The following is a 26,576-nucleotide window of genomic DNA, read 5'->3' on the forward strand; positions in this document are numbered from 1 at the left end:
CGGGTGCCGGCACCGGCGCGTTGGGGGACAATCGCCGGGTGTCCATCCCCCAGTCGTTCATCCAGGAATTGCTCGCCCGCGTCGATGTGGTCGACATCGTCGGCCGCTACGTGCAGCTCAAGAAGGGCGGCGCCAACTTCATGGGGCTGTGCCCCTTCCACGGGGAAAAATCGCCCTCGTTCAGCGTCAGCCCCTCCAAGCAGTTCTACCACTGCTTCGGCTGCGGCAAGAACGGCAACGCCATCAGTTTCCTCATGGAGCACGCCGGCATGGGCTTCGTGGAGGCCGTGCAGGACCTGGCCCAGCAAGTGGGCCTGCAGGTGCCGCAGGACGACGTCTCGCCCCAGGAGCGCGAGCGCGCCGCCGCCCAGCGGCAAAAGCAGGCCACGCTGACGGACGTGCTCGAAAAGGCCGGTGAATCCTTTCGCAAGCACCTCAAGGATTCGCCGCGTGCGGTGGGCTACTTCAAGGGGCGCGGCGTCTCCGGCACGGTCGCCAAGCGCTACGGCCTGGGCTACGCGCCCGAGGGCTGGCGCAATCTGGCCAGCGTGTTTCCCGAGTACGACAGTCCCCTGCTGGCCGAGAGCGGCCTGGTGATCGTGAACGAGGAGGACGACAAGCGCTACGACCGCTTCCGCGACCGCGTGATGTTCCCGATCCGCAACGTGAAGGGCGAGTGCATCGGCTTCGGCGGGCGCGTGCTGGGCGACGACAAGCCCAAGTACCTCAACTCGCCGGAAACGCCCGTGTTCCACAAGGGCCGCGAACTCTACGGCCTGTTCGAGGCGCGCACCGCCATCCGCGAACACGGCTACGTGCTGGTCACGGAAGGCTACATGGACGTGGTGGCGCTGGCGCAGCTCGGCTTCCCGAACGCCGTGGCCACGCTGGGCACGGCCTGCACGCCCGACCACATGCACAAGCTTTTCCGCTTCACCGAAACCGTGGTGTTCAGCTTCGACGGCGACGCGGCCGGGCGGCGCGCGGCGCGCAAGGCGCTCGACGGCGCCCTGCCCTACGCCACCGACACGCGCAGTGTGAAGTTCCTGTTCCTGCCGGCCGAGCACGACCCCGACAGCTTCATCCGCGAACACGGCACCGACGCCTTCGCCCGCCACGTGGGCGAGGCGCTGCCGCTCAGCCGCTTCCTTTTGGAGGCGGCCCGCGAGAACTGCGACCTGGGCACCGCCGAAGGCCGGGCCCACATGGTGAGCAATGCGCGGCCGCTGTGGTCCGCCCTGCCCGACGGCGCGCTCAAGCGGCAGTTGCTGACCGAACTGGCCGAGCTGGGCCAGCTCGACGCACGCGACCTGTCCGATCTGTGGAACCAGGCCGCGGCACAGGACGCGAGCCGCCAGAGCGGCGGCGCGCACCGCGCGGCGCCCGGTGGCGCGCCCCCACCCGCCTACGCCGACGAACCACCCTGGGGAGCCTCGGCGCAGGACGCCGGCTGGGCCCCGGCCGGTGAGCCGCCCGGCGGCGGCCAAGGCTATGCCGCCAAACCGTTTCGCAAAAACAACGGCGACTGGAAAGGCAAGGGCCGCTGGAAGAAGGAGGACGAGCGCCCCATCCAGCCGCGCCTGCCCCGCACCCCGGCGGCGAGCCGCACGGACCACGCGGTACGGCTTCTGCTGTCGCACATGGAGTTCCTGGAAGACCTGGCCCACGAGGACCATGCGGTGCTGTGCGCCCAGGCGGCGCCGCACGGGCCGCTGTTCACTTGGCTGGAAGGCCAGTTGCACGAGCACGGTCCGCTGGCCTGGGCCGTGCTGCGCGAGAGCCTGCGCGGGCACGAATGCGAGGGGCTGGCGGAACGGGTGATGACTGGCTCGCACGCCCAGACCGAGGGCGACGTGCAGGAACTGCGGGCCGAGTTGCGCGACCTGCTCGACCGCATGCTCATCGAGGAACTCAAGCGCCAGCAAAACGAGCTCATCCTGCTGGCGGCGCGCGACCCGGCGGCACTGGCGCAGTACCAGGCCCTGGAGCAGCGGCTCAAGGCATTGCGCGGAATTTCGCTCAAGCCGGCTTGAAATTCCCCTGGGCCGCTATAATGTAGGGTTCATCGGCAAGAGCGACAGCAGCACCTCCGGGCCGGGCAACCGTGACACACACGCACGACCGCCCTTCACACCGCAAGGACTGCACACCAAATGTTCGCCCACACATCTTGCCCCTGAGGGTCGCTCCCTCGAACCGCGAAGGCTCCGGCCTTTGCCGTGCCACCCGCGCCGGGATCCATGGCGCTTGCGTTTTCTTTGTGTCCGTTTTTGATCCTGAGGTGTCCATGCCTGCTCAAAAGTCCGCGAAGTCGCCCAAGTCCGCCCCAGGCACCGCCGCGAAGGCCGCTTCCAAACCTGCTGCCAAAGCCGCAACGACCGAGCCCAAGAAGGCCCTGGCCGCCGCTGCTCCAGCCGCCAAGAAAGTCCATACCGTGCCCGTGAACAAGTCCTCTGACAAGGCCGAAGCCTCCGAAGAAACCAAGAAGCCCGCCCGCGCCAAGGCCGCCGTGGCCTCCGCTGACGACGAAACGCCCAAGAAGCGCCCCGGCCGCCCGGCCAAGGCCGCCGGCGCCGCCGCAGCCGACAAGGCCCCTGCCAAGCGGGGCCGCAAGCCCAAGGCCGGTGCGGACGACGATGCGGTGGGCGACGACGCCGACCTGTCCGACATCGAGGCCGACCTCGAAGGCGAACCCGAAGCCGAAGCCACCCCCACGGCCACGGTCGAGAAGGTCAAGCCCCTTCGCATGAAGATCAGCAAGGCGAAGGAACGCGCCTTGATGAAGGAATTCGGTCTGGACGAGACCGTCCTGTCCGAGGAAGACCTGGCCAAGCGCCGCTCGCGCCTGAAGACCCTGATCACCCTGGGCAAGACGCGCGGCTACCTGACGCAGGTCGAAATCTCCGACCACTTGCCCGACAAGCTGGTCGATGCCGAGACGATGGAAGTCGTGGTCACGATGCTCAACGACATGGGTGTGGCCGTGTACGAGCAGACGCCCGATGCCGAGACCCTGTTCCAGAACAACGTGACGCCCACCGCGGCGACCGTCGAGGAAGCGGAAGAAGAAGCCGAAGCGGCCCTGTCCACCGTGGACAGCGAATTCGGCCGCACCACCGACCCCGTGCGCATGTACATGCGCGAAATGGGCACGGTGGAGCTGCTGACCCGCGAAGGCGAAATCGAAATCGCCAAGCGCATCGAAGGCGGCCTGCAGGCCATGATGGAGGCGATCAGCGCATCGCCCGCCACCATCGCCGAGATCCTGAACATGGGCGAAGAGATCCGCGAGGGCAAGGTCGTCATCTCCACCATCGTGGACGGCTTCTCCAACCCCAATGAAGCCGACGACTACGTGGCCGAAGAAGACTTCGACGAATTCGACGAAGAGGACGACGACGACGGCAAGGGCGGCTCCAAGGCGCTGACCAAGAAGCTGGAAGAACTCAAGCGCGAAGCCCTGTCCCGCTTCGACACCATGCGCGACCTGTTCGAGAAGGTCCACAAGATCTACGACAAGGAAGGCTACGGCACGCCCGCCTACATGAAGGCCCAGCAAGCCCTGTCGGCCGAGCTGATGACCATCCGCTTCACCGCCAAGACCATCGAGAAGCTGTGCGACATGGTGCGCGGCCAGGTGGACGACGTGCGCAAGAAGGAGCGCGAGCTGCGCCGCATCATCGTGGACAAGTGCGGCATGCCGCAGGAAACCTTCATCAAGGAATTCCCGCCCAACCTGCTGAACCTGAAGTGGGTGGAAAAGCAGGCGGCGTCCGGCAAGCCCTGGAGCACCGTGCTGCAGCGCAACATTCCGCCGGTGCAGGAACTGCAGCAGCGCCTGATGGACCTGCAGGCGCGCGTGGTGGTGCCGCTGCCCGAGCTCAAGGACATCAACAAGCGCATGAACGAGGGCGAATCGTCCTCGCGCGATGCCAAGAAGGAAATGATCGAGGCCAACCTGCGCCTCGTGATCTCCATCGCCAAGAAGTACACGAACCGCGGCCTGCAGTTCCTGGACCTGATCCAGGAAGGCAACATCGGCCTGATGAAGGCCGTGGACAAGTTCGAATACCGCCGCGGCTACAAATTCTCGACCTACGCCACGTGGTGGATCCGCCAGGCCATCACGCGCTCGATCGCCGACCAGGCGCGCACCATCCGCATCCCGGTGCACATGATCGAGACGATCAACAAGATGAACCGCATCTCGCGCCAGCATCTGCAGGAGTTCGGCTTCGAGCCCGATGCGTCCATCCTGGCGGCCAAGATGGAGATTCCGGAAGACAAGATCCGCAAGATCATGAAGATCGCCAAGGAGCCGATCTCCATGGAAACGCCGATCGGCGACGACGACGACAGCCACCTGGGCGATTTCATTGAGGACGGTGCCAACACCGCCCCGATCGATGCCGCCATGCAGGCCGGCCTGCGCGATGTGGTCAAGGACATCCTGGACGGCCTCACGCCGCGCGAAGCCAAGGTGCTGCGCATGCGCTTCGGCATCGAGATGTCCACCGACCACACGCTGGAAGAAGTCGGCAAGCAGTTCGACGTGACGCGCGAGCGCATTCGCCAGATAGAAGCCAAGGCATTGCGCAAGCTCAAGCACCCCAGCCGCAGCGACAAGCTGCGCAGCTTCATCGACTCGCTGTAATCAGCCTGCCGCCGCCCCCTGGGCCGCGTCCATCGAAAAGCCTGCCCCCGCCTTGCGGGAGCAGGCTTTTTTCATGGCTGGACGTTTTCGCGGAAGCACCCCTTGGCCCGCACGGGAAAGAGCCCCACCACCCTTCGGAAGATGGCCGGCCGCCACATGCGGCGTTTGGCGAGACATGCGAAATTGGCACGTGTTGCTTTCCAAAATTTCGCTTTGGATTTGAAAATCTGAAACATAAACTTACGAACGACATTGCACTGCCAGCAAGTTTCCACGCAGATGGACAGGGAGGGAGGGTAGAAGCCGAAGCGGCTGACCCATGGGGCGAACCGCACGCCGCAAGAGGAAAGCATTGAAGTGCGCGCCACCTGCAACTCCGCCCCGGCACTTGCGGGTGGCGCATTTTTTTTCTGAGCCCACCAAGAAAGAAAGAGCACGTCCATGAACCACCGATTCTTCGGAAACCTGCGCATCGGCCCCCGCATCACGCTCGCATTTCTTTCCACGATCGTGTTGCTGCTCCTCGTGGCCGGCATCTCCATGTCGGCCCTGAGCAACGTCAACCAGGCGCTGACGCTGGTGACCAAGGACTATTACGTCAAGGTCCGGCTGCTGAACGAGATTTCCGACGAGGTCGATCAGCAGGCCCGCTACGTGCGCAACCTGGTGATCTTCGATGATGCGGCCCAGCGGGCGCAGGAGATCAAGGGCATCGAAGGCAGCCGCGAACTCATCACCGGCATGTACGCCAAGCTCACGCCCACGGTGCAGAGCGACATGGGCAAGCGGTTGCTCGCAGACACGCAGGAGCAGCGGGCCGCCTACGTGAAGGACGTGGACGCCTTCCTTTCGCTGATCCGCGCCGGCCAGACCGAGGAAGCCAAGGGCCTGCTGGCCAACACGCTGCGGCGCAACCAGCTGGCCTACATGGCAGCGATCGACAAGATGTCCGATCACCAGCAATTGCAGATGGACCAGGCCAGCGACGGCGCGGACCGCGAGGTGAAGACGGGCTTTCAGCTCATCATCGCCATCGCGTGCGCGGCGGTGGCCGTGTCGTTCGTGCTGGGCTGGCTCATCACGCGATCCATCACCCGGCCCATCGGGCGCGCGGTGCAGATCGCCGAGACCGTGGCGGCGGGCGACCTGACGTCGCACATCGAGGCGAATAGCAAGGACGAGGTGGGCCAGTTGCTCAACGCGCTGCAGCGCATGAACGCCAGCCTGGTGCAGATCGTGGGCAACGTGCGCACGAGCGCCGACTCCATCGCGACGGGGTCGGTGCAGATCGCCAACGGCAACGCCGACCTGAGCCAGCGCACCGAGGAACAGGCCAGCAACCTGGAGGAGACCGCGGCGTCGATGGAAGAGCTGACCTCCACCGTGCAGCAGAACGCCGACTCGGCCCGCCGCGCGCACCAGCTGGCCTCCGGCGCTTCGGCCGTGGCCACGCAGGGCGGCTCGGTGGTGGGCAACGTCGTGTCCACCATGCAGGACATCCAGCAGAGTTCCGGCCGCATGGCGGAGATCATCGGGGTGATCGACGGCATCGCCTTCCAGACCAACATCCTGGCGCTGAACGCCGCGGTGGAGGCGGCCCGCGCCGGCGAGCAAGGGCGCGGCTTCGCGGTGGTGGCCAGCGAGGTGCGATCGCTCGCGGGGCGCTCGGCGGAGGCCGCCAAGGAGATCAAGGCGATGATCGAAGCCAGCGTCTCACGCGTGAGCACCGGCAGCGACCTCGTGGCACAGGCCGGGCGCACCATGGACGAGGTGGTGGCGCAGGTCACGCAGGTGTCCACGCTGCTGTCGGAGATCAGCGCGGCCAGCGCCGAGCAATCGAGCGGCATCAATCAGGTGGGCGATGCGGTGCAGCAACTGGACCAGGTCACGCAGCAGAACGCGGCACTGGTGGAGGAAAGCGCTGCCGCCGCCGACAGCCTGAAGTTCCAGGCCGAGTCGCTCTCGCGCATGGTGGCCCAGTTCCGCCTGCCGGGCGACACCGATGCCGGCACGGCCGGAACCCCGACTGGCACCGCCCGCAGCAGCAGCCATGGCACGCTGCCGGCACCCGCGCAGCGGCTGATCGGTTCGTCGGGCGCCTACTGAGCCGACGCCCCCGCCCGATGGCGGGGCTCAGCAGCCGAGCTGGCGCACCTGGAAGTAATCCTGGGCCAGGTCCAGCCAGGCGCGCGCCGCAGGCGTGTGGGGCACGCCGCGGCGCCAGGCCAGCGTGAAGTGCCAGATGGAGGGCAGATCGTCCACATCCAGGTAGCACACGCCGGGGTGCTTGCTCCAGCGCGTGATGACGCGCGGCAGCAGGATCACCCCGAGCTGCTGCGCCACCAGCTGCACCAGGAAATCGACCTGCCCCGTGCCCATCACCGACACGCGGGGCCGCACGCCTTGCCGCGCACAGGCCTGCAGCAGGGCCTGGTTCACGGTCGTGCCCTCCTCGAACAGGATGAGCGGCCATTGCGCCAGTTCCGCGAGCGAAATGCGCGTGGTGCCGACGGGTACGAAGGCCTGCGACACCAGGGCCACCACGGGCTCGGTGCGCACGTGCTGCCAGTCGAAGTCGTGCGCGGCGGGCGCCACCAGCGCCGCCAAGTCCACCTCGCCCGACCTCAGCTGCGCTTCCAGCCGGTCGAGCGGCTCGACCACCATCGTCACGTCGATGGCCGGAAAGCGCTGCCGGAACGCGGTGAACAGCCCCGCGTAGTAAGCGCTGGTGCCCATGCGGGGAAAGCCGATGCGCAGGCTTCCGCGCTGCACCTGCTGCATTTCCGCCAGCTCGCCCTCCAGCCCATGCATCTCATGCAGGATGTTCACCGCGCGGCGCAGCAGCAGATCGCCCGCAGCGGTGAGGCCCTTGCCCCGGCCCGTGCGCGCGAGCAGTTGCACGCCCATTTCGGATTCGAGGCCCTTCATCGCCTTGCTGACCGCCGACTGCGTGGCGCACACCACCTTGGCCGCTTCGGCGAAGCTGCCGTGTTTGGCGATTTCCACGAAAAGGCGCAGGGTCTTGATGTCCATGGGGATGGATGAGCACGAAGGACACGAGAAAACCGACGATACAAGCAAATGCCGACCCATCACAGGGCCCCGGCCAGCATAAGGCCCCCCGCACGCCCTGCGCCACCCCCATGGCAAACGCCCGGCATCGCAGGGCGAGGCCGGGCGTCGGAGCGATGCCGCAAAAAAACAGTTCGGGTCAAAAAGGCCTGCAGCACATATCTTACTAGGGCATATTGCTCATATTTTTATAGCAAACCGCCCCACTGCATTCTTCTCAGGAAGCAAGGGCCCGCATCTCCGCGATCAGGTCGGATTTGCCCTCGAACCCGATGCCCGGCAACGGTGGCAACGTGACGTAACCGTTTTCCACCTTCACGCCGTCCGGGAAGCCGCCATAGGGCTGGAACAGGTCGGGGTAGCTTTCGTTGCCGCCCAGGCCCAGGCCCGCCGCGATGGCCAGCGACATCTGGTGGCCGCCGTGGGGGATGCAGCGGCTGGGGGACCAGCCATGGTCCTTGAGCATGTCCAGCGTGCGCAGGTATTCGACCAGCCCGTAGCTCAAAGCGCAGTCGAACTGCAGCCAGTCGCGGTCCTTGTGCATGCCGCCGTGGCGGATGAGGTTGCGCGCGTCCTGCATCGAAAACAGGTTCTCGCCCGTGGCCATGGGGCCTTGGTACACCTCGCCCAGCTTGGCCTGCAGTTCGTAGTCGAGCGGGTCGCCGGCCTCTTCGTACCAGAACAGCGGGTACTGCGACAGGGCGCGGCCGTAGTCGATGGCGGTCGGCAGGTCGAACCGGCCGTTGGCATCCACCGCCAGCTGCTGGCCCGGGCCGAGGATCTTGAGCACCGACTCGATGCGCTCGCAGTCGTCGGCCAGCGAAGCCCCGCCGATCTTCATCTTGACCACCGAGTAGCCGCGCGCCAGGTAGCTCTCCATTTCCTTCCGGAGCCCGTCCAGCCCCTTGCCAGGGTAGTAGTAGCCGCCGGCGGCATACACGAAGACGCGCGGGTCGGGCGTGCCGTTGCCGTAGCGTTCGGCCAGCAGCTGGTAGAGCGGCTGGTCGGCGATCTTGGCCACTGCGTCCCACACGGCCATGTCGATGGTGCCCACGGCCACCGAGCGCTCGCCGTGGCCGCCGGGCTTTTCGTTGATCATCATGCGGGCCCAGACCTTGTGCGGATCGAGGTTCTCGCCGGTGCCGTCCACCAGCGTGGCGGGGTCGGCTTCGAGCACGCGCGGGATGAATCGGTCGCGCATCAGCGCGCCCTGGCCGTAGCGGCCGTTGGAATTGAAGCCGTAGCCGATCACCGGCTTGCCGTCGCGGACCACGTCGGTGACCACTGCCACCAGGCTCAGGGTCATCTTCGAAAAGTCGATGTAGGCGTTGCGGATGTCGGATTTGATGGGCCGGGTGGATTCGACGATATCGACGATTTTCATGGTGCTTGGGTGGTTGAAAAAAGAAGGATCAGCGGGCGAGCGAGGAGCCCCCGCAGATGGCGATGTCCTGCCCCGTGATGGCCGCCGCCGGCGGCGACAGCAGGTAGCCCACGAGCGCGGCGATCTCGCCGGGCTCGATGAGGCGGCCGATGGGCGGCAGGCGCGGTGCGCTGCCGGCGCGGGCGGGGTCGTTCAGCATGCCGGTGGCCGTGGCGGCGGGCGAGACGACGTTCACCGTCACGCCCTGCCCCGCCACCTCGGCCGCCCAGCTGCGCGCCAGCGCGACCAGCGCCGCCTTGGTGGCCGCGTACTGGCCGCGCCCGGGCATGCCCTGCGCCACGCGGCTGCCGATGAACACCACCCGGCCGTTCCCACGCGCGGCCATGGCGGGCACGATGGCATCGGCCAGGCGCGTGGCGGCGTCGACGTGCAGGCGCCACATCAACCCGCCGCCCGCGTGGTCCAGTTGGCCCAGCGGGCCCACGCGCAGCACGCCGGCAGCATGCACCAGCGCCTGGACGGCCTGCAGACCCGCGGCGGCACGGGCGATGTCTTCGCCATCGGCCAGATCGACGGCCACGGGCGTGAACGCGGCGTGTTCGATGGCCGGCGCGGCCACGTCCAGCCCGCTCACCTGCCAGCCCGCGGCCAGCAGCGATTCGGCGATGGCGCGGCCGATGCCGCTGCTGCTGCCGGTGACGGCGGCATGGGCGCCTGTGGGCGGCGTGCCGTCATTCCGCACGGATGTTGCCCTCGGTCACGATCTTCTGGGAGCGCTCCATGTCGGCGCGCTGGAACTTGGCGAAGTCGTCCACGCTGCCCGGCGTGACGAGCAGCCCCTGGTCCTTGAGCTTCTGGGCCATGTCGCCGGCCAGGGCCTTGTTCACCTCGGCGTTCAGGCGCTGCACCAGCGCGGGCGGCGTCTTGGCCGGGGCCCACAGGCCGTACCAGCTGTAGAACTCGAAGCCGGGAATGGTCTCGGCCACCGTGGGCACGTCGGGCAGGTTGGGCACGCGCTGGGCGGAGGTCACGGCCACCACCTTCAGCATGCCGCTCTTGTGGTACTGGAGCGAGCCGAGGATGGGGTCGATGAAGCCGTCGATCTGTCCGCCGATCAGGTCCTGGAAGGCCGGCGCCGTGCCCTTGTAGGGCACGATGAGGTAGTCGATCTTGCCGGCCCGTTTCAGCAGCTCGGTCGAGAGATGCCCCGCCGAGCCGATGGAGCCCACGGCGAAGGTCATCTTGCCCGGGTGGCTCTTGGCGTAGCCCAGCAGGGATTGGATGTCGGTCACCGGCAGGTCCTTGTTGACCGCCACCGACAGGGGCGCCTTGGCCACCAGCGCCACGGGCGCAAAGTCCTGCGTGACGCTGAACGGCACCGATTTGAGCGTCATCGGCGCGGTCGTGAAGGTGGAGGCGCTGAACAGCAGCGTGTAGCCGTCCGCCGCGGCCTTGGCGACCGCGTCGCCGCCGATCACGCCGCTGCCGCCGGGCTTGTTGTCGATCACGAAGCTCTGCCCGGTCTGCTCGCCGAGCTTTTGCGCCAGCATGCGGCCCACGGCGTCCAGCGTGCCGCCCGGCGGGAACGGAATCACCACGCGCACCGGCTTGTTCGGGTAGGTCTGCGCGAAGCCGCTGGCGACGGCAGTGAGCGCGAGGGCGCCGAGGACGGCGCGGAGGAATGGCTTGCGTTGCATGGCGTGTCTCCTGTCTTTATGGGGTCGCGAATGTCCGGTGCAGGCCGTGCGGTGCGGCCCGTCTTGTCATGGCACCCGCAGATCAGCGCTGCAGCAGGCCCGCCTGCCGGACGGCGGCGCGCAGGGCCTCGACCTCCTGGGCGTTGGGCGCCTCGGTGGGCGGACGCACGGTGGCGTCGTCGATCACGCCGGCCAGGTACATGCCGCCCTTCATGCGCGCATGGGCCTCGCCCGTGGGCTCGCCGCCGCCGTACACAGCGTCCTTGAGCGGCGTGATGACGGCCTGCACGGCCATGGCCTTCTTCAGGTCACCGGCCTTCACGGCGTTCCACAGGTCGATGATGAGCTGCGGGATGAAGGTGGCGAAGCCCACCAGCGCGCCATCGACGCCCTGCACCATCGAGGCCAGCAGGTATTCGTCGTGGCAGGTGAGGATGGCCTTGGAGGCGTCGGCCTCGCGGATCGCCTGGATGTCGCGGGCGTACTTGTTCATGTCGCGCTGGCCCACCTTGAAGGCCTGCAGGTAGGGCAGCCGGGCGAGCTCGGCCAGCAGCTGCGACGAGTACGAGGCGCGCGTCCAGGCCGGGTACACGTGGCACACCAGGTCCAGGCCCGGCGCAGCCCGGTGGATGGCCTCGAAATACTGCAGCGCATGGCCCGGCGTGAAGCCGAAGCGCAGCCAGTGGTGGGGCGGCATGACGTCCAGCGCCACGGCGCCGGCAGCCTGGGCGGCACGGGCATGTTCGGCGGCCTCGGCCAGGCCCTCGCAGACGATGGAGGAGATGACGGGCGTGCGGCCCTTGAGTTCGTCGGCCACGATGCGCGTGACCTCGGCGCGCTCGGCGGGGGTGAGGGAAAACACCTCGCCGGTGTGCCCGTTGGTCATGATGGCCACCACGCCCTCGTGGCCGGCCAGCCAGGCGGCGAGCTTGCGCAGGGCGGGCTCGTCGATGCGGTGGTCGGGGGTGAAGGGGCACGAGATGGCGGGGATGATCCCGCGATAATTCGCGATGGAAGGCATTCAAGGTCTCCGTTATGGGTGCAGGGGAACGACAACGCAGCGGATCTTCCGGCGAGGGCCCCGCACCGTCCAATACCCGAATCGCATACATCTATCTGCACGGAACACGACGCCCATGGGACCTGGCAACCGCCCCCTCGATCTCGAATGGCTGGAAGACTTCCTGGCCCTGGCCGAGTGCGGCAATTTCTCGCGCGCCGCCGAGGCCCGGGCCATCGCCCAGCCCGCATTCAGCCGCCACATCCGCGCGCTGGAGGAATGGGTGGGCGTGGAGCTGTTCGACCGCAGCGCGCACCCGGCCGCCCTCACGGCGGCGGGGCAGCGCTTTCTGCCCCTGATGGAAACCCTGCTGGCCAACCTGGAGGCCGCGCGCATCAAGGCGCGCGCCGCGCACGACACGGCAGCCGCCAGCCTGCGCTTCGCGGCCACGCACGTGCTCTCGCTCACCTTCTTTCCGCGTTGGCTGGGCCAGTTGGAGGCGCAGCTGCGCCTGGGGCCCATCCAGACCATGTCGGACAGCTCCCGGGCGTGCGAAGACCTGGCGCTGCAGCGGCGCGTGCAGTTCGTGCTGTGCCACGGCCATGCCGAAGCGCCCGGGCGCCTGGACGAGGCGCAGTACCCCATGCAGCGGCTGTCGGACGACGTGCTGCAGCCGGTGAGCGCGGCGGGCCCCGACGGCGGGCCGCTGCACGCCATCGGCCGGGACGGCGCGCCGCTGCCCCTGCTGGCCTACAGCGACGCCTCGGGCCTGGGCCGCATCATGCGGGCGCGCATGCGCGGCGTGTACGGCGATGGCGGGGAGTCGGCCGTGCCGGGTGGCGTGGCAGTGGTGTTCACCGCGCACCACGCGGTGCTGCTCAAGACCATGGCGCTGGAGGGGCGCGGCGTGGCCTGGCTGCCGCGCAGCCTCATCGCCGACGACCTGCGGGCCGGCACGCTGGTGGCGGCCGGCGAGGCGGCCTGGAACGTGCCGGTGGAGATCCGCCTGTACCGCCAGCGCGCCGGCATGTCGGAGGTGGCTGAATCGCTGTGGGCGCTGGCCGGCAGCCAGGCCATCCCTGCCAAATAGCCCCGATGCCGCGAGATCGATTGCCTGTGTAGCTATTATTTTCATAGCAACCGGGCGATCCGGGTGCCTGGCCCCTGGCAGGTTGCCGGGGGCCCGGCCCGGAACATAATGCAGGCCCTTCGCACTCCGACGGCCCCATGTACCGCGCAAGACTCTCCCTGGCATTCGCCGCCCTCGTGGCCCTGGTGTGCATCCAGGCCGCGTTCGTGTACTGGGGCACGCACCGCGTCAACGACTACGCCCAGCACAGCCGGCTGGCCAGCGACATCCTCTCGGAGTTGCTGGACCTGTCGGCCAACAAGCAGCGGCTGCGCGTGTGGGCTACCCAGCGCCTGATGAACGCCAATGCCGTGCCCGAGGTGCGCGAGCGGCTGCTCGAACGCATGCACGAAGGCGCGGCCGCCCTGGCGGAACTGGCCCGCCGCGACCTGGCCCTGTGGAACGAACTGGCCCACCGCGAGGGCATGTCCATGCCCCAGGAGGTGCCGCAACTCGTGAGCGTGACGGAGCTGCTGGAGGACAACATCCGGGCCGTGGAGGCCCGCCTGGCGCAGTTGCAGCCGCTGGAGCCCGGGGCCGACTTCCCTGCGGTGTGGGAAGAGCTGAACGCCACGTTCGACATGGCGCGCGGCCTGGACCTGCGCGAACTCATCAACGGCGCCATCGAGCGCCAGCGCAGCGCCGTTCCGGTGGCGCGCGCCGCCACCGAGCGCGGGCTGGATGTGCTGCGCCAGCAGGCGATCACGCTGGTGATCGTCACCCTCGCCGTGGCGGCCTTGCTGGCGCTGCACCTGAACCGCCGCCTGCAGCGCCCGCTGGATCGCCTGCTCGCCGGCACGCGTGCCCTGCAGGCCGGTGCACTGGACCACCGCGTGGCCACCGGCTCGAAGGACGAATTCGACCGCGTCGCCCAGCACTTCAATGCCATGGCGGCGGAGCTGCAGCAGCACCGCGCCCATGCCGATGCGGCGCGCCGTGAACTGGAGGACGCGGTGGAGGCCCGCACGCACGAACTGAGCGTGGCGCACGAAACCCTGCAGCGCGTGGACCAGCGCCGGCGCCAGCTGTTCGCCGACCTGGGCCACGAACTGCGCACGCCCGCCACGGCCATCCGGGGCGAGGCCGAGATCGCGATGCGCGGCGGCGACCGGCCGGCGCAGGAATACCGCCAGACGCTGGAGCGCATCGTGGGCGGCGTCGATCAGCTCACCAAGGTGATCCACGACCTGCTGCTGATCGCCAGGACCGAGGCGGACCAGTTGGTGATCCGCCCGAGCCGCCTGGATCTGCAGGCCCTGGTCACCGATGCGGCGGAGCAGGCCGCCGCGCTGGGCGGGCTGCACGGCGTGACCGTGGAGCCCCTGCCGCCCGCCCCCGGCGGCCCGCTGGTGGTGAACGCCGATGCCGACCGGCTGCGCCAGGCACTGATGATCGTGCTGGACAACGCGGTGCGCTATTCGCAGCGCGGCGGCACGGTGCGCGTGGGCTGCCAGCCCGGCCCCGATGGCGAAGCCCACGTGCTGGTGCGCGACGAAGGCATCGGCATCGAGGCCGAGGAACTGCCTGCCGTGTTCCAGCGCTTCGTGCGCGGCCAGCGCGCGCGGGCGCACCGCGCGGACGGCACCGGCATCGGGCTGTCGATCGCGCAGTCCATCGTGCACGCGCACCACGGCCGCATCGACATCGACAGCCAGCCCGGCGTGGGCACGGTGGTCCAGATCACCGTGCCTTCGGCCAGCCACCCCGAAACCCTGTCCCCCGAGGAAACCGCATGAACATCCTGGTGGTCGAAGACGATCCGCGCGTCGCGGACTTCCTGCTGCGCGGCCTCAAGGCCGAAGGCTACAGCGTGGAGCTGGCGCGCAACGGCCCGGACGGCCTGGCCCTGGCGCGCACCGGCGATCCGGGGCTGCTGCTGCTCGACCTCATGCTGCCCGGCCTGAGCGGCCTGGAGCTGTGCCAGACGCTGCGCTCCGAAGGGCGCCACGTGCCGGTGCTGATGCTCAGCGCACTCAGCAACACCGAGGACAAGGTCAACGGCCTGCGGCTGGGCGCCGACGACTACCTCACCAAGCCCTTCGCGTTCGAAGAGCTGCTGGCCCGCATCGAGGCGCTGATGCGCCGGGGGCGCGAGCAGCGCCAGCGCGCCAGCACGCTGCAGGTGGCCGACCTGGTGCTCGACCTGGAGCGCATGCAGGCCAGCCGCGCCGGCCAGCCCATCGCGCTGACCGCGAAGGAACTGGCCTTCCTGGAGCTGCTCATGAGCGCGCCCGGCCGGGTGTACAGCCGCGAGCGCATCCTCTCCAATGTCTGGGGCACCAACGAGGACCCGCTGACGAACGTGGTCGATGTCTACGTGCGCCGCCTGCGCGCGAAAATCGACGAAGGCCATGCCATCTCGCTTCTGAAAACGGTGCGCGGCTTCGGGTACCGGCTGGACGCCGCGGCCGAGTGACACGGGGGCGAAAGCCTGTTCATCCGCGGTTCATTTTTGCTTCATCTGCCCTTCATGGGGCTGCAACGGCCGTGTTCATGCACGCCTTGAAGAATAGGTCCTGTATCGCAGTGAGCGATGCAGTGCCGGCGAAGGCCGGCGCTTGACCCACTTTTCTCAAAGGACCCCATGAAGACGCTTCACACCGCCCTCTCCGCAGCTGCCCTGGCTCTGTTCTCCGTCTCCGCCCCGGCCTTCGCGCAGGGCCAGGGTGAGCCGGTCTGCTTCCCTGCCGACGAAAAACAGATCTCCGCGCTGTTCGACCGCTGGAACGCTTCGCTGCGCACGCTGGACCCGGACAAGGTCACCGCGAACTACGCGCAGGACGGCGTGCTGCTGCCCACCGTGTCCAACCAGCCCCGCACGACGCCGCTGGAAATCCGCGACTACTTCGTGAAGTTCCTCAAGAGCGAGCCGCAAGGCAAGATCGACAGCCGCACGATCCGCATCGGCTGCAACGTGGCGCAGGACGTGGGCACCTACACGTTCCGCTTCAAGGACGGCAAGACCGTGCAGGCTCGCTACACCTACGTGTACGAGCGCGTGAACGGCCAGTGGCTGATCGCCCACCACCACTCCTCGGCCATGCCCGAGACGGTGGCCGCCAAGTAAGCGGCCTTCCCACCGGCGCTCCATCGCCGGGCAGCGCAGGGGCCGGCATGCCGGCCCCTGCGCCGTGGCGCCTGCGTCAATACACGTCGCGGCGGTAGCGCCCGCTGCGCAACAGGCCCTCCATCGCCTCCTCGCCGAGCGCGGCGCAAAGCGCGGCATGCACGCCCTGCGCCATGCCCACCAGGCTGCCGCAGACGTAGATGGCCGCGCCGTCCGCCACCCAGGCGCGCAGCGCATCGGCGGCCTCGGCCAACCGGTCCTGCACGTGCACCCGCTGCGCCTGGTCGCGCGAGAACGCCAGGTCCAGGCGCGTCAGCACGCCGCTGGCCTGCCAGGCCTGAATCTCTGCGCGGTACAGGAAATCGTGCGCCGCCTGGCGCTCGCCGAACACCAGCCAGTTCGGGCCCGCCCCCGCCGCGGCGCGCGCCCGCAGATGGCTGCGCAGGCCGGCGATGCCCGTGCCGTTGCCGATCAGGACGAGGGGCCGAGCAGCGTTGTCCTGCAGCCGGAAAGGCCCGTGTGCGCGCAGGCGCAGCGGCACGGCGCCCCCCGGCGCCAGGCCTGCGCACAGCCAGCCCGATGCCACGCCGGGCGTGCCGTCCTCGCGCACGGCCTGGCGCACGGTGAGATGGATGCGTCCGTCGCCCGGCACCGAGGCGATGGAATAGTCGCGCGGGCGTTGCGGGTCGGCCGGCGCGCACAGTTGCACCAGATCGCCCGACGCCCAATCGGCCGCGGTGCCGGGCGGGGGCGCCAGCTCGATGTGAAACACCGGCGCGCCCAGGCTGCCCGGGTTGAGGTGGCGGCGCGCGGCCAGCGTCCAGTCGGCGAACGGCGGCGCCTCCCAGGCAGGCGCCCCGTTCAGGTTCGCGACCTGCGACAGCTGGTGCTGCCATGCCAGGAGCGCGGCCGGGGCGCCGTTGTCCATCTCCACCCGCTCGAACAACGGCACCGCGCCCTGCGCGCGCAGCCAGCCGTCCAGCTGGCGGCCGAAGCCGCAGTAGTGCGCGTATTGCCGGTCGCCCAGCGCGAGCAGGCCGTACTGCAGGCCTGCCAGCGAGGGCGCCGCGGCCGCACCCATCCACTGCCCCGGGAAGCCCGCCGCGTTGTCGGGCGCATCGCCCTCTCCGTACGTGCTGGCCAGGAACAGCGCCCGGCGCGTGCGTTGCAGCAGCGCCGCATCCACCGCGCCCAGCGCGCACAGATGCACGGGCTCGCCGGCCGCGTGCAGCAGGCGCGCGGTCTCGCGGGCCAGCGCCTCGGCCTGGCCCGTCTGGCTGGCATAGGCCACGAGCAGCGGCGGCGCCCCGTCGCGGGCCGAGGCCAGCTCGGCCGCCTCGGCCCGCGCACGGCGTGCGCGGCGGCGCTCGCGCCGTGCGATGGCGGTGCACATCAGCCCATAGAGCAAGACCAGGATCAATGCCGCGGCAAGGCGCGGCACGGGAATCGAAAAAACCATGGGATGCAGCAGGCGATGGTGTCAGGCCCCCGCCAGCGCTTCGAAGGCCGGCGTCGTGGCCCAGGCCAGGCCCTGCGGCGTGCGCTCGCACACCAGTGCGGCCAGGCCCTGCCGCCGCGCGAAGTCCAGGCCGTCCTGCGGGCCCAGCACGGTGATGACGGTAGCCAGCGCGTCGGCCTGCATGCACTCGGCATGCAGCACCGTCACGCTCGCCAGCGCGTGGTGCACGGGCTCGCCGGTGCGCGGATCGATGGTGTGGGAATAGCGGCGGCCCGCATGTTCGAACGCATGCCAGAGGTCGCCCGAGGTGGCCACGGCCATGCCCTGGAGCACCAGCGCGCGCGGTGCATGGCCCGCGGGATCGGCTACGGCCACGCGCCAGGGCTGCCCGTCCGGCCGGCGGCCGCTGGCACGCAGCTCGCCGCCCACCTCCACCAGAAAATCGGTCCAGCCCTGCGCCTGCAGATGCTGCGCCACGCAGTCCACCGCATAGCCCTTGGCGATGCCGCTCAGATCGAGCTGCGCACCACCCGGCTGTCGGGCCTGGCGGTGCTCAGGCTGCAACGCGATGCGGCCATGGCCCACGCGGGCCCGTGCATCGCTCAGGGCCTGGGGCGATGGGATGCGCGCCACCGACCCGGCCTGCGGATCGGCCCCAGGGCCGAAGCCCCACAGGTCCACGAGCGGGCCCACGGTGGGATCCCAGGCGCCGCCGCTGCGCTGCGACCAGTCGAAGGCGCATTGCAGCACGGTGAAGAATTCGTCCGGCAGCGTGTGCCAGGTGCCGGCCGCGGCGCGGTTGAAGCGCGAGAGGTCGGAGTCCGGCTCCCAATGGCTCATCTGCTGCACGACCCGGCCCAGCGCGGCGTCGATGGCGACACGCACCGGCGCGAGCGGCGCGAAGCGCGGATTGCCCAGGCGCACGCGCCAGGTCGTGCCCATGGACTCGCCCGACAGCGTGTGCAGCGCGGCCGGATCGGCGCGGCGCGGCGACGGCGCCGTGGCATACCCGGCCGGCACGAACGAAGGCAGGGCAGCGCCGCCCGCTGGCCGCGGCGGCAGCACTTCGGCGGTGGTGCCGCTGCGGCCACCGCCCTGCAGCGGCACGCCCGCATAGCGCACCCGCACGGGGGCGGACGGGGTCAGGGCAGTACCTCCAACGTGCCCACGTACGACAGGCGGCGTTCCTTGGCCTGGGGCAGCGACACCTTGTCGTCCTTGGCATCGGCATCGACCCAGTACATGCCGGCCTGCGGCCAGGTCACGCTGAACTCGCCCTTGGCATCGGTGGTGGCCTTGATCTCGTCCTGCTTGTCGCGGTAGCGCGTGGCACCCGCCACCAGCACCACCTCCAGCCCGGCGGCGGGCTTGCCGTCGATGTAGAAGGCGAAGGTGGCCTTGTCGCCCTTCACCAGGTCGTTGGGGTGCGTCACGGGCACCAGCTCCAGCCCTTTGCCGCTGGCCTTCACGGCGCTGGGCTTGCCCACCGTCACGTAGGTTTCGATGCGCCCGGCCGACTGCGTGACCTTGAGGTCCTGGGCGTCGGCGGGCACCTCGGCCGCGAATTTTTCCGCCGTGCCGCGCCAGCGCCTGGGTTGGCCTGCCTTGTCCTTGTAGGTGGCGAACAGGCCGTTGTTCAAAACAGCCAGGCGGTAGGTGCCGGTCTGCGTGAGGTTCAGGTCGAACACGCTGCGCAGCTTGCCCTTGTGCGCGTTCTCGGGCGCCACGGCACTGCCGTCGGGGGCGGTGACGGTGAGGTTTTCCAGGCCCAGCGGGAAGTGGTTGAAGAAGAACAGGTCGTTGGACACCGCGGCGTCCACCGTGATCCATTCGGCCTTGGACAGCACGGTGGTGGACGGCAGCAGCCACACGTTGTGGGCTTGCGCGGAGGTGAACGCGCCGCAGAGGGCGACGAGGCAGGCAGCGGCGAGGCGCGATGGGGTCTTGAAATGCATGCGGAAACTCCGGACGGATGGGAATGGGGGGTGAAGGGCTTGCCGGGTCAGGGCTTGAGTTCGAGCGTGATCTCGCCCAGCTCCGTGGTGCCCTTGGCCCGCAGGGGCTCGCCCTTGGCGGCGGGCCAGGCGAAAGGCACGGTCACCACCTCGCGGCCGCCGACCTCGCGCGCGGCCTCCACCACCAGCTTGTAGTTGCCGGCGGGCAGCCGGGCGAGCGGGTTGGCGCCTTCGGTGAACTGCAGCAGGTGCTTGCCGGCGGGGCGCGTGGGACTGGTCACGCCGTCGATCGGCACCGACAGGTCGCGGCCCGTGCGGCGCCACCACTGGCGCATGTCCTTGAGCCACTTGCTGCCCTCGGCGTCCTTCATCTTCACGTCGTACCAGACGGCCAGGGTGGAGGCCACGGTGGCATCGGCGCGCTCGACCCACACGGCCACGTACGGGCGGTGGTATTCGGCCACGTCCAGGCGCGGGATCTCGATCCCCACGCCGAGCCCGGCCGCGAAGGCGGGCGCGCCCAGGCAGGCCCCCATCGCCACGGTGTAGCGCAGCTGCAAATGCTTTTTCATGGGCATTTTTCCTCTTTCGGTTCAGTGGATAAACAGGAACGCCAGCAGGGCCGGCAGCACCAGGCCCAGGCCGACCATCGGCCACGTGAAGGGCCGGTTGCCGGCGTGCATCTTCAGGATGAACAGACCCGTGATGCAGAACACCAGGCAGGCGGCGGCGAAAGCGTCAATGAACCAGCTCCATGCCGCGCCCGTGTTGCGTCCCTTGTGCAGGTCGTTGAAGTAGGAGATCCAGCCCCGGTCGGTGCGCTCGTACTCAGCCTCGCCATCCGCGAGGCCCACACGGATCCAGGCGTCGCCGCCGGGGCGCGGCAGCGAGACATAGACCTCGTCGGCAGACCACTCGGCCTCGCGCCCTGCCGTGTCGACGGACCACTGCGCCCGCGCCCAATCCTGCAGGGCCGGCGGCCAGGGCGCGCGGGCCTGCCCGGCGGGGGGCGCCACAGCCTGGAGTACCAGCGCGGGCACGGTCGCCCGCAGGCTGGTGACCCGGGGCTTGGCCTCGATCTGGCCGGCGCGGTTGAGCGTGACCCCGGTCACCGCGAACAGCAGCATGCCGACGAGGCAGATGGCGGAACTCACCCAGTGCCATTCATGCAGGGTCTTGAGCCACCGGGCGCGGCGGCGAGGGTCCGGAGGGCGGGTCATGCGGGAACGGAAGGGGCCGGATGGGGGGACAGGGAGCGAGCCACCGCACAGGGTGGCGCCCGGGAAAACCCGCAATTCTAGGGCGTCCAATTGAAAATGAATCGCATTTGCAAAATCTTTACCCGAGGGTCGCCGGCGCAGCGATTTGCAAGCCAGGGGTCGCGTGCCGCGCGCCTGGCACCGGTGGATGCCCGCTTCGGCGTCGGCATGAAACGCCCGTCACCCACGGGGGCGCCGCCCCTCCGCCAGGTTCGCCGTCACACGGCGGCGATGACGCGATAGCGGTTGACCGGCTCTGCCGCCCGCCGAGCGCGGGCTCGAGCGCCGAAGGCATCCGACCGGCATGGATCTGGCGGCACGGCCCGTTTCGCATCGCGAAGGTGCTCCAGCGCCTGGAGCGCGCCGCACCTGCGTGAACCGGGGCCTGCGCGGCCCCTTCTGAGCGCCACGCCGGCCCGCGCGAAGGCCGGTGCGTGGCGGCTGCGCTCAGTCCATCTTCACGTTCGCGCTTTTCACCACCTGCGCCATGCGTGCGGCCTCGCTGCGAAAGAACGCCGCCGCCTGCTCGGGCGGCGTGAGCTTGATGTCGTAGCCCTGGGCCAGCAGGGCCTCGCGCGCCTCGGGCATCTCCATGGCGGCCTTGAAGCCGTTGTAGAGCCGCGCCACCTCGGCCTTGGGCAGGCCCGCGGGGCCGATGGGGGCGATCCACCCTTCCAGCTCGAAGCCCGACAGGCCCTGCTCGGCGATGGTGGGCACGCTGGGCAGCGTGGGCACGCGCACGGCGGTGGTGACGCCCAGCGCGCGCAGCGCGCCCGCCTTGATGTGCGCCGCGGCCGGCGCCACGGCCACGACGCCCAACTGCACCTGTCCGCCCAGGATGTCGTTCATCAGCGGCCCCATGCCCCTGTACGGGATGTGCTTGATGTCCACCTGCGCCTGGTCCACGAACATCGCCGCTCCCAGGTGCAGGATGGTGCCGTTGCCGGACGAGCCGTAGTTCAGCACGCCGGGTTTGGCCCTGGCATACGCGATCAGCTCCTGCACGGTCTTGGCCGGCACCGACGGATGGGCGACCAGCACGAAGGGCGTGGCACCCAGCACGGTGATGGGCGTGATGTCGGCCAGCGAATCGAACGGAATGTTCTTGTAGACGGCCGGGTTCACCACATGGTTGTTCGAGACGACGCCGATCACCGACCCGTCCCGCGGCGCCCGCACGATCTGCGCCGTGCCGGTGATGCCGCCCGCGCCGGGCAGGTTCTCGATCACGACCGGATGGCCCAGGGCCTTGGCCAGGCTGTTGCTGATGGCGCGGATGGCGCCGTCCGCGCCCGAGCCGGCCGACAGCGGCAGGATCACGCGCAGCGGCTTGTCGCCCGGCTGCGCGTTGGCCAGGCCCGGCGCCGCGAGCGCGGCGGCGCCCCAGGCCAGTGCGCGGCGGCGGGTGAGAACGGCGGGGCGCAGCGCCAGTGCGCAGGGGGTGGGCAGCGATGTCATGGTTTGTCTCCGTGATCGTTGGGGGAATGAAGCGGCGGCGCGGTCTGTGCCGCGCTCGCATGCCGGTGGTGGGGCCGAGCCCGTTCTCGTCAGGCCACGGCGGCGGCCCCGTGCAGCGCGGCGATCGCCTCCGGCGCGTAGCCCAGGCCAGCGAGCAGTTCGCGCGTGTGCTGGCCCAGCTGCGGCGGGTCCAGCCGCACGCCCATGCGCTGGCCGTCCAGCCGCAGCGGCAGCAGGGTCACCCGCGCGGTGCTGCCGGCGCGCTCGCCGTCGGGCAAGGTGACATCGGCCAGGCCGCCCGTGGCATTCAGGTGCGGATCGTCGAACAACTGCTCCGGGCGCAGGATGGGCGCGAACGGCAGGCCGTGCTGCTCGAAGATGGCCGACAGCGCCTCGGCCGTGTGCTCGGCCAGGCGGCGGCGCAGTTCGGGCAGCAGTGTGGCGCGGGCGCGCACGCGGTCGTTGTTCAAGGCCAGGCCCGGGTCGGCCTTCAGGTCGGCATAGCCCATGGCATCGCAGAAGGTGACCCACTGCGCGTCGCTCACGGCGGCCAGAAAGATCTGCCCACCGTCCTTCACGCTGAACACGTCGTACACCGCCCACGACGAGATGCGGTCGGGCATGGGCGCGGCGGGCTGGCCGGTGACGGCGTACTGCATCATGTGCTGGCCGACGAGGAACACGTTGTTCTCGAACAGGGCGGAATCCACCTCCTGCCCCCGGCCCGTCTGGGCGCGCTGCATCAGCGCCGCCATGGCGCCGATGGCGCCGAACATGCCACCCATGATGTCGTTCACGCTGGTGCCCGCGCGCAGCGGATCGCCCGGGCGCCCGGTCATGTAGGCCAGCCCGCCCATCATCTGCACGACCTCGTCGAGCGCGGTGCGGTGCTCGTAGGGGCCGGGCAGGAAGCCCGTGTGGTTCACGTAGACCAGCCGCTCGTTCAGGCGGGACAGCGCGGCGTAGTCGAGGCCGTACTTGGCCATCACTCCCGGCTTGAAATTCTGCGCCACCACGTCGGCCGACGAGGCCAGGCGGATCGCCACCTCCAGCCCCTCGGGCTTGCGCAGGTCCAGGGCGATGCTCTTCTTGTTGCGGTTGAACATGGGAAAGAACCCGGCGCCCGCGCCCAGCAGATGCCGCGTGCGGTCGCCGTCCACCGGCTCGACCTTGATGACCTCGGCGCCGAGGTCGGCCAGCACCATGCCGCACGTGGGGCCCATGACCATGTGGGTGAACTCCACCACGCGCAGGCCCTCCAGGGGCAGGCGCGGGCGTTCGGCAGTGGGGGCGGAAGAAGGATTCAAGGGAGCGTTCATGGGCGCAACGATAAGGGTTCGGTCAGGCAGCGGACGCAACCGCTGCGGGGAGGGACGCGGCCGTGCGGGGCAGTCCGGCCTGCCAGAGCGCGCCGTGCAGGGTCTCCCCCTCCAGCCAGCCGGCCGCGCGCTCGCGCAGCGCCAGCAACGCGGCCACGTCCAGGCCGGTGGAAACACCCATGCGCTCCAGCATGAAGGCGAGGTCTTCGGTGGTGACGTTGCCGCTTGCGCCGGGGGCATGGGGGCAGCCGCCGATGCCGGCCAGGCAGGCGTCGAATCGGGTGATGCCGGTCTGCCAGGCGGCGTAGGCGTTGGCCAGCCCCATGCCGCGCGTGTCGTGGAAATGCGCGCAGGCCAGCCGCTCGCCGACAAGTCCGCGGGCTTTCTCGAACAGGCGCTGCACACCCGCCGGATCGGCATGGCCCACGGTGTCGGCCAGGCTCACGCGGTCGGCCCCGGCGTCGAGCAGGGCCTGCATCAGGCGCAGCACTTCGCTTTCGGCCACCTCGCCCTGGAGCGTGCAGCCGAAGGCCGTGCCCACCCCGCCTTCGATCAGGGTGCGGCTGCCCGCCGCATCGCGCGCCGCGCGGATGCGCGCCACCTCGGCCACCACCTCGTCCGGCGTCTTGCGCAGGTTGGCCAGGCTGTGCGCGTGGCTGGCGGACAGCGGTACGACCATCAGGTCGGCCTGGCATTCGATGGCCCGCTCCGCCCCGCGCAGGTTGGGCACCAGCACCGAGGCGACCAAACCCGGCAGGGATTTGGCGTGCGCGAGCACCTCGGCGGTGTCGGCCAGTTGCGGCAGCAGGCGCGCCGGCACGAACGAGCCGACCTCAATCTCCCGCTGGCCGGCCGCATAGGCGGCATCGACCCATGCGATCTTGCGGGCGGTGGGCACCACGGTGGCGATGCTTTGCAGGCCATCGCGCAGGCCCACCTCTCTCACGATGGCCTGGGCGGACGAAGGGGGGAGCGGATGGGCGGGCGGGCCTGCGGGCGTGCGGGGGGTCACGGAGTCTCCTGTCTGGGGTCTTGTGCAGGCATTCTAGAAATTCCCTTCCATCAATTCATGCCAATTCTGGAAGGCCTAAGATTCCAGAAAGGAAAATCTTGAATCCCTTCCCCTTTTCACATTCCTTTCATGCGCCTGCCCGACCTCCAGACCCTCAAGCTCTTCGTGGCGGTGTGCGAGCACCGCAACATCGCCCGCGAGGCGGAGCAGGAATCCATCGTCGGCTCGGCGGTGAGCAAGCGGCTGGCGCAACTGGAGGACACGCTGGGCACGCCGCTCCTGGTGCGCAAGCGCCACGGCGTGGTGCCCACCGCCGCAGGCGAAACCTTGCTGGAACACGCCCGCACCATGCTGGCGAGCGTGGACCGCATCGAGCGCGACATGGCGGCCTTCGCCACCGGCATCCGCGGGCACGTGCGCATGCTGGTCACGGCCTCCGTCATGGCCGAATCGCTGGCGGACGACGTGGCGGCCTTCCTGCAGAACCCCGCGCACCGCGACATCCAGGTGAGCATGGAGGAACGGGTGAGCCCCGAGGTGGTCCGCGGCATCCGCGAAGGCAGCGCCTCCATCGGCATCTGCTGGGACGCGGCCGATCTGCAGGGCCTGGAAACGCGCAGCTACCGGCACGACCACCTGGCCATCGTCGCCCACCCCTCGCACCCGGTGGCGCGCCAGGACAGCGTGCGGTTCGCCGACGTGCTGGGCTACGAGTTCGTGAGCATGCCGGCCCTGAGCGCCGTGCACGTGCTGCTGGCGCGCGCCGCGGCGGTGGAGGGCCGCACGCTGGTCCACCGCGTGCTGGTCTCCAACTTCGACGCGGCCCTGCGCGTGGTGCGCGCCAACCTCGCCATCAGCGTGGTGCCTGCCGAGGTGGCGGTGCCGTTCGCCGCGGCGACGGGGGTGCGCATCGTGCCGCTGGCCGACCCGTGGGCCCGGCGGCGGTTCGCGCTGTGTTTCCGGCCGGCGCCGGGCCTGGCGCCGGCCGCCCAATTGCTGGTCGAGCACCTGGTGTCGGCGGGTGCCGCGGCGCGCTGAGGGAGCGTCCACCGGGGCCGTGGCAGGAGTGCAACAATCCTGTAACACCTGAGTATTTTTACCCCGCAGCGCAAGTGGGGTGCTGCTCTGGAGCTATTAAACTTGTAGCAAAATGGTTTCCACGCTATATTCACAGCGTTCCGGCCGCCCGGGTTTTGCCCGCTGCCGGATTTCTATCTCTCTATCGCGCAAGGAGAAGCTTTCATGAGCTCCAAGGAAAACGCCGCCATCAACCAGCTGTTCGAAAAGCTCGAATGCCGCTATGCGTTGCGCGTGCTCTGGGCCCTGCGCGACGGCCACCCCCAAACCTTCCGACTGCTGCAGGACAGCGTGGGCGGCATCACGCCCAACACGCTGAACACCCGCATCAAGGAACTGCGCGAAGCCGGCCTGCTGGACCACGGCAACGACGGCTACACGGTCACCCCCTCGGGCGTGGACCTGCTCAAGCGGCTGTCCGACGTGCAGGCCTTCGCCACCCGCTGGGTCGCAGCGCGGGTCAAGAAGTAAGTCGACCAAGCCGGCGCGAGGCCCCTCCAGCGTCCGCCACCCTGCCCGACCCGCGCGCTGCGCGGGTTTGGTCTTTTAGGGCTCCAGCGCAATAAGCACTAGGGCATATCGCTATCATTTCAGTAGCACTTCGAAAGGAACACCCATGGCATTCACCACCACCCCCTCCGGCCTGCAATACGAAGACACCGTCGTGGGCGAAGGCGCCGAGGCCACGCGCGGCAACCACGTCAGCGTGCACTACACCGGCTGGCTCTACAACAACGGCGAGCAGGGCGCCAAGTTCGACTCCAGCCGCGACCGCAACGATCCGTTCGAGTTCGGCCTGGGCGCCGGCATGGTGATCAAGGGCTGGGACGAAGGCGTGCAGGGCATGAAGGTGGGCGGCCAGCGCACGCTGATCATTCCCGCCGCCCTGGGCTACGGTGCCCGCGGCGCCGGTGGCGTGATCCCGCCGAACGCCACGCTGAAGTTCGACGTCGAGTTGCTCGGCGTCGGCAGCTGATCGGCGCGGCGCGGTCCGCACCGAGACCGGCGCCCGGTGCGCGCCGCCTCCCCCAAAG

At 69.3% G+C, this 26,576-nt stretch carries 24 protein-coding genes; 10 read left to right on the forward strand and 14 right to left on the reverse strand.

Features of this window, described 5'->3' with window-relative positions; translation table 11 throughout:
- Positions 1-38 precede the first annotated feature (38 nt).
- Complete coding sequence (dnaG, locus tag AVMA1855_RS00180; protein WP_284424157.1) at positions 39-2,033, forward strand: DNA primase; 1,995 nt, start codon at positions 39-41, stop codon at positions 2,031-2,033.
- A gap of 254 nt (positions 2,034-2,287) precedes the next feature.
- Positions 2,288-4,654 carry an RNA polymerase sigma factor RpoD gene (gene rpoD, locus AVMA1855_RS00185; protein WP_284402516.1) on the forward strand — a complete coding sequence of 789 codons (2,367 nt, stop codon included), beginning with the start codon at positions 2,288-2,290 and terminating at the stop codon, positions 4,652-4,654.
- A 71-nt stretch (positions 4,655-4,725) separates the two neighbouring features.
- Here the strand turns inward: rpoD and AVMA1855_RS00190 are convergent, their stop codons facing one another.
- Entirely contained in the window at positions 4,726-5,097 is a 372-nt protein-coding gene (locus AVMA1855_RS00190; RefSeq protein ID WP_284411552.1) for a hypothetical protein, read from the reverse strand.
- On the opposite strand from AVMA1855_RS00190, the gene AVMA1855_RS00195 reads away from it, so the two are divergent.
- Complete coding sequence (locus AVMA1855_RS00195) at positions 5,096-6,760, forward strand: methyl-accepting chemotaxis protein (RefSeq protein ID WP_284424158.1); 1,665 nt, start codon at positions 5,096-5,098, stop codon at positions 6,758-6,760. The two genes, AVMA1855_RS00190 and AVMA1855_RS00195, sit on opposite strands and share 2 nt — an antisense overlap.
- Before the next feature lie 27 nt (positions 6,761-6,787).
- On the opposite strand, the gene AVMA1855_RS00200 is transcribed toward AVMA1855_RS00195, so the two are convergent.
- The 5 genes from AVMA1855_RS00200 to AVMA1855_RS00220 all read right to left on the reverse strand — a co-directional run bounded on the left by AVMA1855_RS00200 (position 6,788) and on the right by AVMA1855_RS00220 (position 11,828).
- On the reverse strand, positions 6,788-7,687 hold the full coding sequence (locus tag AVMA1855_RS00200; RefSeq protein ID WP_284424159.1) for a LysR substrate-binding domain-containing protein: 900 nt from the start codon (positions 7,685-7,687) through the stop codon (positions 6,788-6,790).
- Positions 7,688-7,943: 256 nt separating this feature from the next.
- Positions 7,944-9,110: a mandelate racemase/muconate lactonizing enzyme family protein gene (locus AVMA1855_RS00205; RefSeq protein WP_284411546.1), complete on the reverse strand. Its 1,167-nt coding sequence runs from the start codon at positions 9,108-9,110 to the stop codon at positions 7,944-7,946.
- Between the two features lie 28 nt (positions 9,111-9,138).
- Positions 9,139-9,852 (reverse strand): SDR family NAD(P)-dependent oxidoreductase, encoded by a 714-nt coding sequence (locus tag AVMA1855_RS00210; protein WP_284424160.1) that lies wholly within the window; start codon positions 9,850-9,852, stop codon positions 9,139-9,141.
- Positions 9,842-10,807, reverse strand: coding sequence for a Bug family tripartite tricarboxylate transporter substrate binding protein (locus AVMA1855_RS00215; protein ID WP_284424161.1), 966 nt, complete (start codon positions 10,805-10,807; stop codon positions 9,842-9,844). Before AVMA1855_RS00215 ends, AVMA1855_RS00210 begins: the two co-directional genes overlap by 11 nt.
- An 82-nt stretch (positions 10,808-10,889) precedes the next feature.
- Positions 10,890-11,828: a dihydrodipicolinate synthase family protein gene (locus AVMA1855_RS00220; RefSeq protein WP_272551826.1), complete on the reverse strand. Its 939-nt coding sequence runs from the start codon at positions 11,826-11,828 to the stop codon at positions 10,890-10,892.
- 115 nt (positions 11,829-11,943) lie between these two features.
- On the opposite strand from AVMA1855_RS00220, the gene AVMA1855_RS00225 reads away from it, so the two are divergent.
- The 4 genes from AVMA1855_RS00225 to AVMA1855_RS00240 all read left to right on the forward strand — a co-directional run bounded on the left by AVMA1855_RS00225 (position 11,944) and on the right by AVMA1855_RS00240 (position 16,003).
- Positions 11,944-12,897: a LysR family transcriptional regulator gene (locus AVMA1855_RS00225; RefSeq protein ID WP_284424162.1), complete on the forward strand. Its 954-nt coding sequence runs from the start codon at positions 11,944-11,946 to the stop codon at positions 12,895-12,897.
- A gap of 137 nt (positions 12,898-13,034) precedes the next feature.
- Positions 13,035-14,672, forward strand: a complete 1,638-nt coding sequence (locus AVMA1855_RS00230) for a sensor histidine kinase (RefSeq protein ID WP_284424163.1) — start codon at positions 13,035-13,037, stop codon at positions 14,670-14,672.
- Positions 14,669-15,352: a response regulator transcription factor gene (locus tag AVMA1855_RS00235; RefSeq protein WP_272568180.1), complete on the forward strand. Its 684-nt coding sequence runs from the start codon at positions 14,669-14,671 to the stop codon at positions 15,350-15,352. Before AVMA1855_RS00230 ends, AVMA1855_RS00235 begins: the two co-directional genes overlap by 4 nt.
- Positions 15,353-15,520: 168 nt before the next feature.
- Positions 15,521-16,003 (forward strand): SgcJ/EcaC family oxidoreductase, encoded by a 483-nt coding sequence (locus tag AVMA1855_RS00240; protein WP_284402526.1) that lies wholly within the window; start codon positions 15,521-15,523, stop codon positions 16,001-16,003.
- A gap of 76 nt (positions 16,004-16,079) precedes the next feature.
- On the opposite strand, the gene AVMA1855_RS00245 is transcribed toward AVMA1855_RS00240, so the two are convergent.
- From AVMA1855_RS00245 to AVMA1855_RS00280, 8 genes are all read right to left on the reverse strand, one after another.
- On the reverse strand, positions 16,080-17,462 hold the full coding sequence (locus AVMA1855_RS00245) for a sulfite reductase subunit alpha (protein WP_284424164.1): 1,383 nt from the start codon (positions 17,460-17,462) through the stop codon (positions 16,080-16,082).
- Positions 17,463-17,483: 21 nt separating this feature from the next.
- Positions 17,484-18,590, reverse strand: coding sequence for an FAD:protein FMN transferase (locus AVMA1855_RS00250; RefSeq protein ID WP_502870240.1), 1,107 nt, complete (start codon positions 18,588-18,590; stop codon positions 17,484-17,486).
- A gap of 14 nt (positions 18,591-18,604) precedes the next feature.
- Positions 18,605-19,417: a DUF4198 domain-containing protein gene (locus AVMA1855_RS00255; RefSeq protein ID WP_284424165.1), complete on the reverse strand. Its 813-nt coding sequence runs from the start codon at positions 19,415-19,417 to the stop codon at positions 18,605-18,607.
- A gap of 47 nt (positions 19,418-19,464) precedes the next feature.
- Complete coding sequence (locus AVMA1855_RS00260; RefSeq protein ID WP_284406075.1) at positions 19,465-19,989, reverse strand: DUF2271 domain-containing protein; 525 nt, start codon at positions 19,987-19,989, stop codon at positions 19,465-19,467.
- A gap of 21 nt (positions 19,990-20,010) precedes the next feature.
- Positions 20,011-20,637, reverse strand: coding sequence for a PepSY-associated TM helix domain-containing protein (locus AVMA1855_RS00265; RefSeq protein WP_284424166.1), 627 nt, complete (start codon positions 20,635-20,637; stop codon positions 20,011-20,013).
- 486 nt (positions 20,638-21,123) lie between these two features.
- On the reverse strand, positions 21,124-22,134 hold the full coding sequence (locus AVMA1855_RS00270) for a tripartite tricarboxylate transporter substrate binding protein (protein ID WP_284424167.1): 1,011 nt from the start codon (positions 22,132-22,134) through the stop codon (positions 21,124-21,126).
- A gap of 89 nt (positions 22,135-22,223) precedes the next feature.
- Positions 22,224-23,453 (reverse strand): CaiB/BaiF CoA transferase family protein, encoded by a 1,230-nt coding sequence (locus AVMA1855_RS00275; RefSeq protein ID WP_284424168.1) that lies wholly within the window; start codon positions 23,451-23,453, stop codon positions 22,224-22,226.
- Between the two features lie 22 nt (positions 23,454-23,475).
- Positions 23,476-24,465: a hydroxymethylglutaryl-CoA lyase gene (locus tag AVMA1855_RS00280; protein ID WP_502870241.1), complete on the reverse strand. Its 990-nt coding sequence runs from the start codon at positions 24,463-24,465 to the stop codon at positions 23,476-23,478.
- 129 nt (positions 24,466-24,594) lie between these two features.
- Between AVMA1855_RS00280 and AVMA1855_RS00285 the strand changes: the two genes are divergently transcribed.
- From AVMA1855_RS00285 to AVMA1855_RS00295, 3 genes are all read left to right on the forward strand, one after another.
- Positions 24,595-25,503, forward strand: coding sequence for a LysR family transcriptional regulator (locus tag AVMA1855_RS00285; RefSeq protein ID WP_284424169.1), 909 nt, complete (start codon positions 24,595-24,597; stop codon positions 25,501-25,503).
- Between the two features lie 204 nt (positions 25,504-25,707).
- Entirely contained in the window at positions 25,708-26,013 is a 306-nt protein-coding gene (locus AVMA1855_RS00290; RefSeq protein WP_092744314.1) for a winged helix-turn-helix transcriptional regulator, read from the forward strand.
- A 145-nt stretch (positions 26,014-26,158) separates the two neighbouring features.
- Positions 26,159-26,518, forward strand: coding sequence for an FKBP-type peptidyl-prolyl cis-trans isomerase (locus tag AVMA1855_RS00295; protein WP_284402534.1), 360 nt, complete (start codon positions 26,159-26,161; stop codon positions 26,516-26,518).
- Positions 26,519-26,576: the final 58 nt, after the last annotated feature.

Origin of the sequence: Acidovorax sp. SUPP1855, from assembly GCF_030158955.1 — a bacterium.
Lineage (GTDB): Bacteria > Pseudomonadota > Gammaproteobacteria > Burkholderiales > Burkholderiaceae_C > Paracidovorax.

Excerpts from the sequence above, each read along its gene's own strand:
- AVMA1855_RS00255 (WP_284424165.1), bottom strand. The coding sequence starts at position 19,417 with ATGCATTTCAAGACCCCATCGCGCCTCGCCGCTGCCTGCCTCGTCGCC.
- AVMA1855_RS00225 (WP_284424162.1), top strand. The coding sequence starts at position 11,944 with ATGGGACCTGGCAACCGCCCCCTCGATCTCGAATGGCTGGAAGACTTC.
- AVMA1855_RS00200 (WP_284424159.1), bottom strand. The coding sequence starts at position 7,687 with ATGGACATCAAGACCCTGCGCCTTTTCGTGGAAATCGCCAAACACGGC.
- AVMA1855_RS00235 (WP_272568180.1), top strand. The coding sequence starts at position 14,669 with ATGAACATCCTGGTGGTCGAAGACGATCCGCGCGTCGCGGACTTCCTG.
- AVMA1855_RS00195 (WP_284424158.1), top strand. The coding sequence starts at position 5,096 with ATGAACCACCGATTCTTCGGAAACCTGCGCATCGGCCCCCGCATCACG.
- AVMA1855_RS00275 (WP_284424168.1), bottom strand. The coding sequence starts at position 23,453 with ATGAACGCTCCCTTGAATCCTTCTTCCGCCCCCACTGCCGAACGCCCG.
- AVMA1855_RS00290 (WP_092744314.1), top strand. The coding sequence starts at position 25,708 with ATGAGCTCCAAGGAAAACGCCGCCATCAACCAGCTGTTCGAAAAGCTC.
- AVMA1855_RS00240 (WP_284402526.1), top strand. The coding sequence starts at position 15,521 with ATGAAGACGCTTCACACCGCCCTCTCCGCAGCTGCCCTGGCTCTGTTC.
- AVMA1855_RS00215 (WP_284424161.1), bottom strand. The coding sequence starts at position 10,807 with ATGCAACGCAAGCCATTCCTCCGCGCCGTCCTCGGCGCCCTCGCGCTC.
- AVMA1855_RS00265 (WP_284424166.1), bottom strand. The coding sequence starts at position 20,637 with ATGACCCGCCCTCCGGACCCTCGCCGCCGCGCCCGGTGGCTCAAGACC.
- AVMA1855_RS00285 (WP_284424169.1), top strand. The coding sequence starts at position 24,595 with ATGCGCCTGCCCGACCTCCAGACCCTCAAGCTCTTCGTGGCGGTGTGC.
- AVMA1855_RS00230 (WP_284424163.1), top strand. The coding sequence starts at position 13,035 with ATGTACCGCGCAAGACTCTCCCTGGCATTCGCCGCCCTCGTGGCCCTG.
- AVMA1855_RS00295 (WP_284402534.1), top strand. The coding sequence starts at position 26,159 with ATGGCATTCACCACCACCCCCTCCGGCCTGCAATACGAAGACACCGTC.
- AVMA1855_RS00260 (WP_284406075.1), bottom strand. The coding sequence starts at position 19,989 with ATGAAAAAGCATTTGCAGCTGCGCTACACCGTGGCGATGGGGGCCTGC.
- AVMA1855_RS00245 (WP_284424164.1), bottom strand. The coding sequence starts at position 17,462 with ATGGTTTTTTCGATTCCCGTGCCGCGCCTTGCCGCGGCATTGATCCTG.
- AVMA1855_RS00220 (WP_272551826.1), bottom strand. The coding sequence starts at position 11,828 with ATGCCTTCCATCGCGAATTATCGCGGGATCATCCCCGCCATCTCGTGC.
- AVMA1855_RS00270 (WP_284424167.1), bottom strand. The coding sequence starts at position 22,134 with ATGACATCGCTGCCCACCCCCTGCGCACTGGCGCTGCGCCCCGCCGTT.
- AVMA1855_RS00205 (WP_284411546.1), bottom strand. The coding sequence starts at position 9,110 with ATGAAAATCGTCGATATCGTCGAATCCACCCGGCCCATCAAATCCGAC.
- rpoD (WP_284402516.1), top strand. The coding sequence starts at position 2,288 with ATGCCTGCTCAAAAGTCCGCGAAGTCGCCCAAGTCCGCCCCAGGCACC.
- AVMA1855_RS00190 (WP_284411552.1), bottom strand. The coding sequence starts at position 5,097 with ATGGACGTGCTCTTTCTTTCTTGGTGGGCTCAGAAAAAAAATGCGCCA.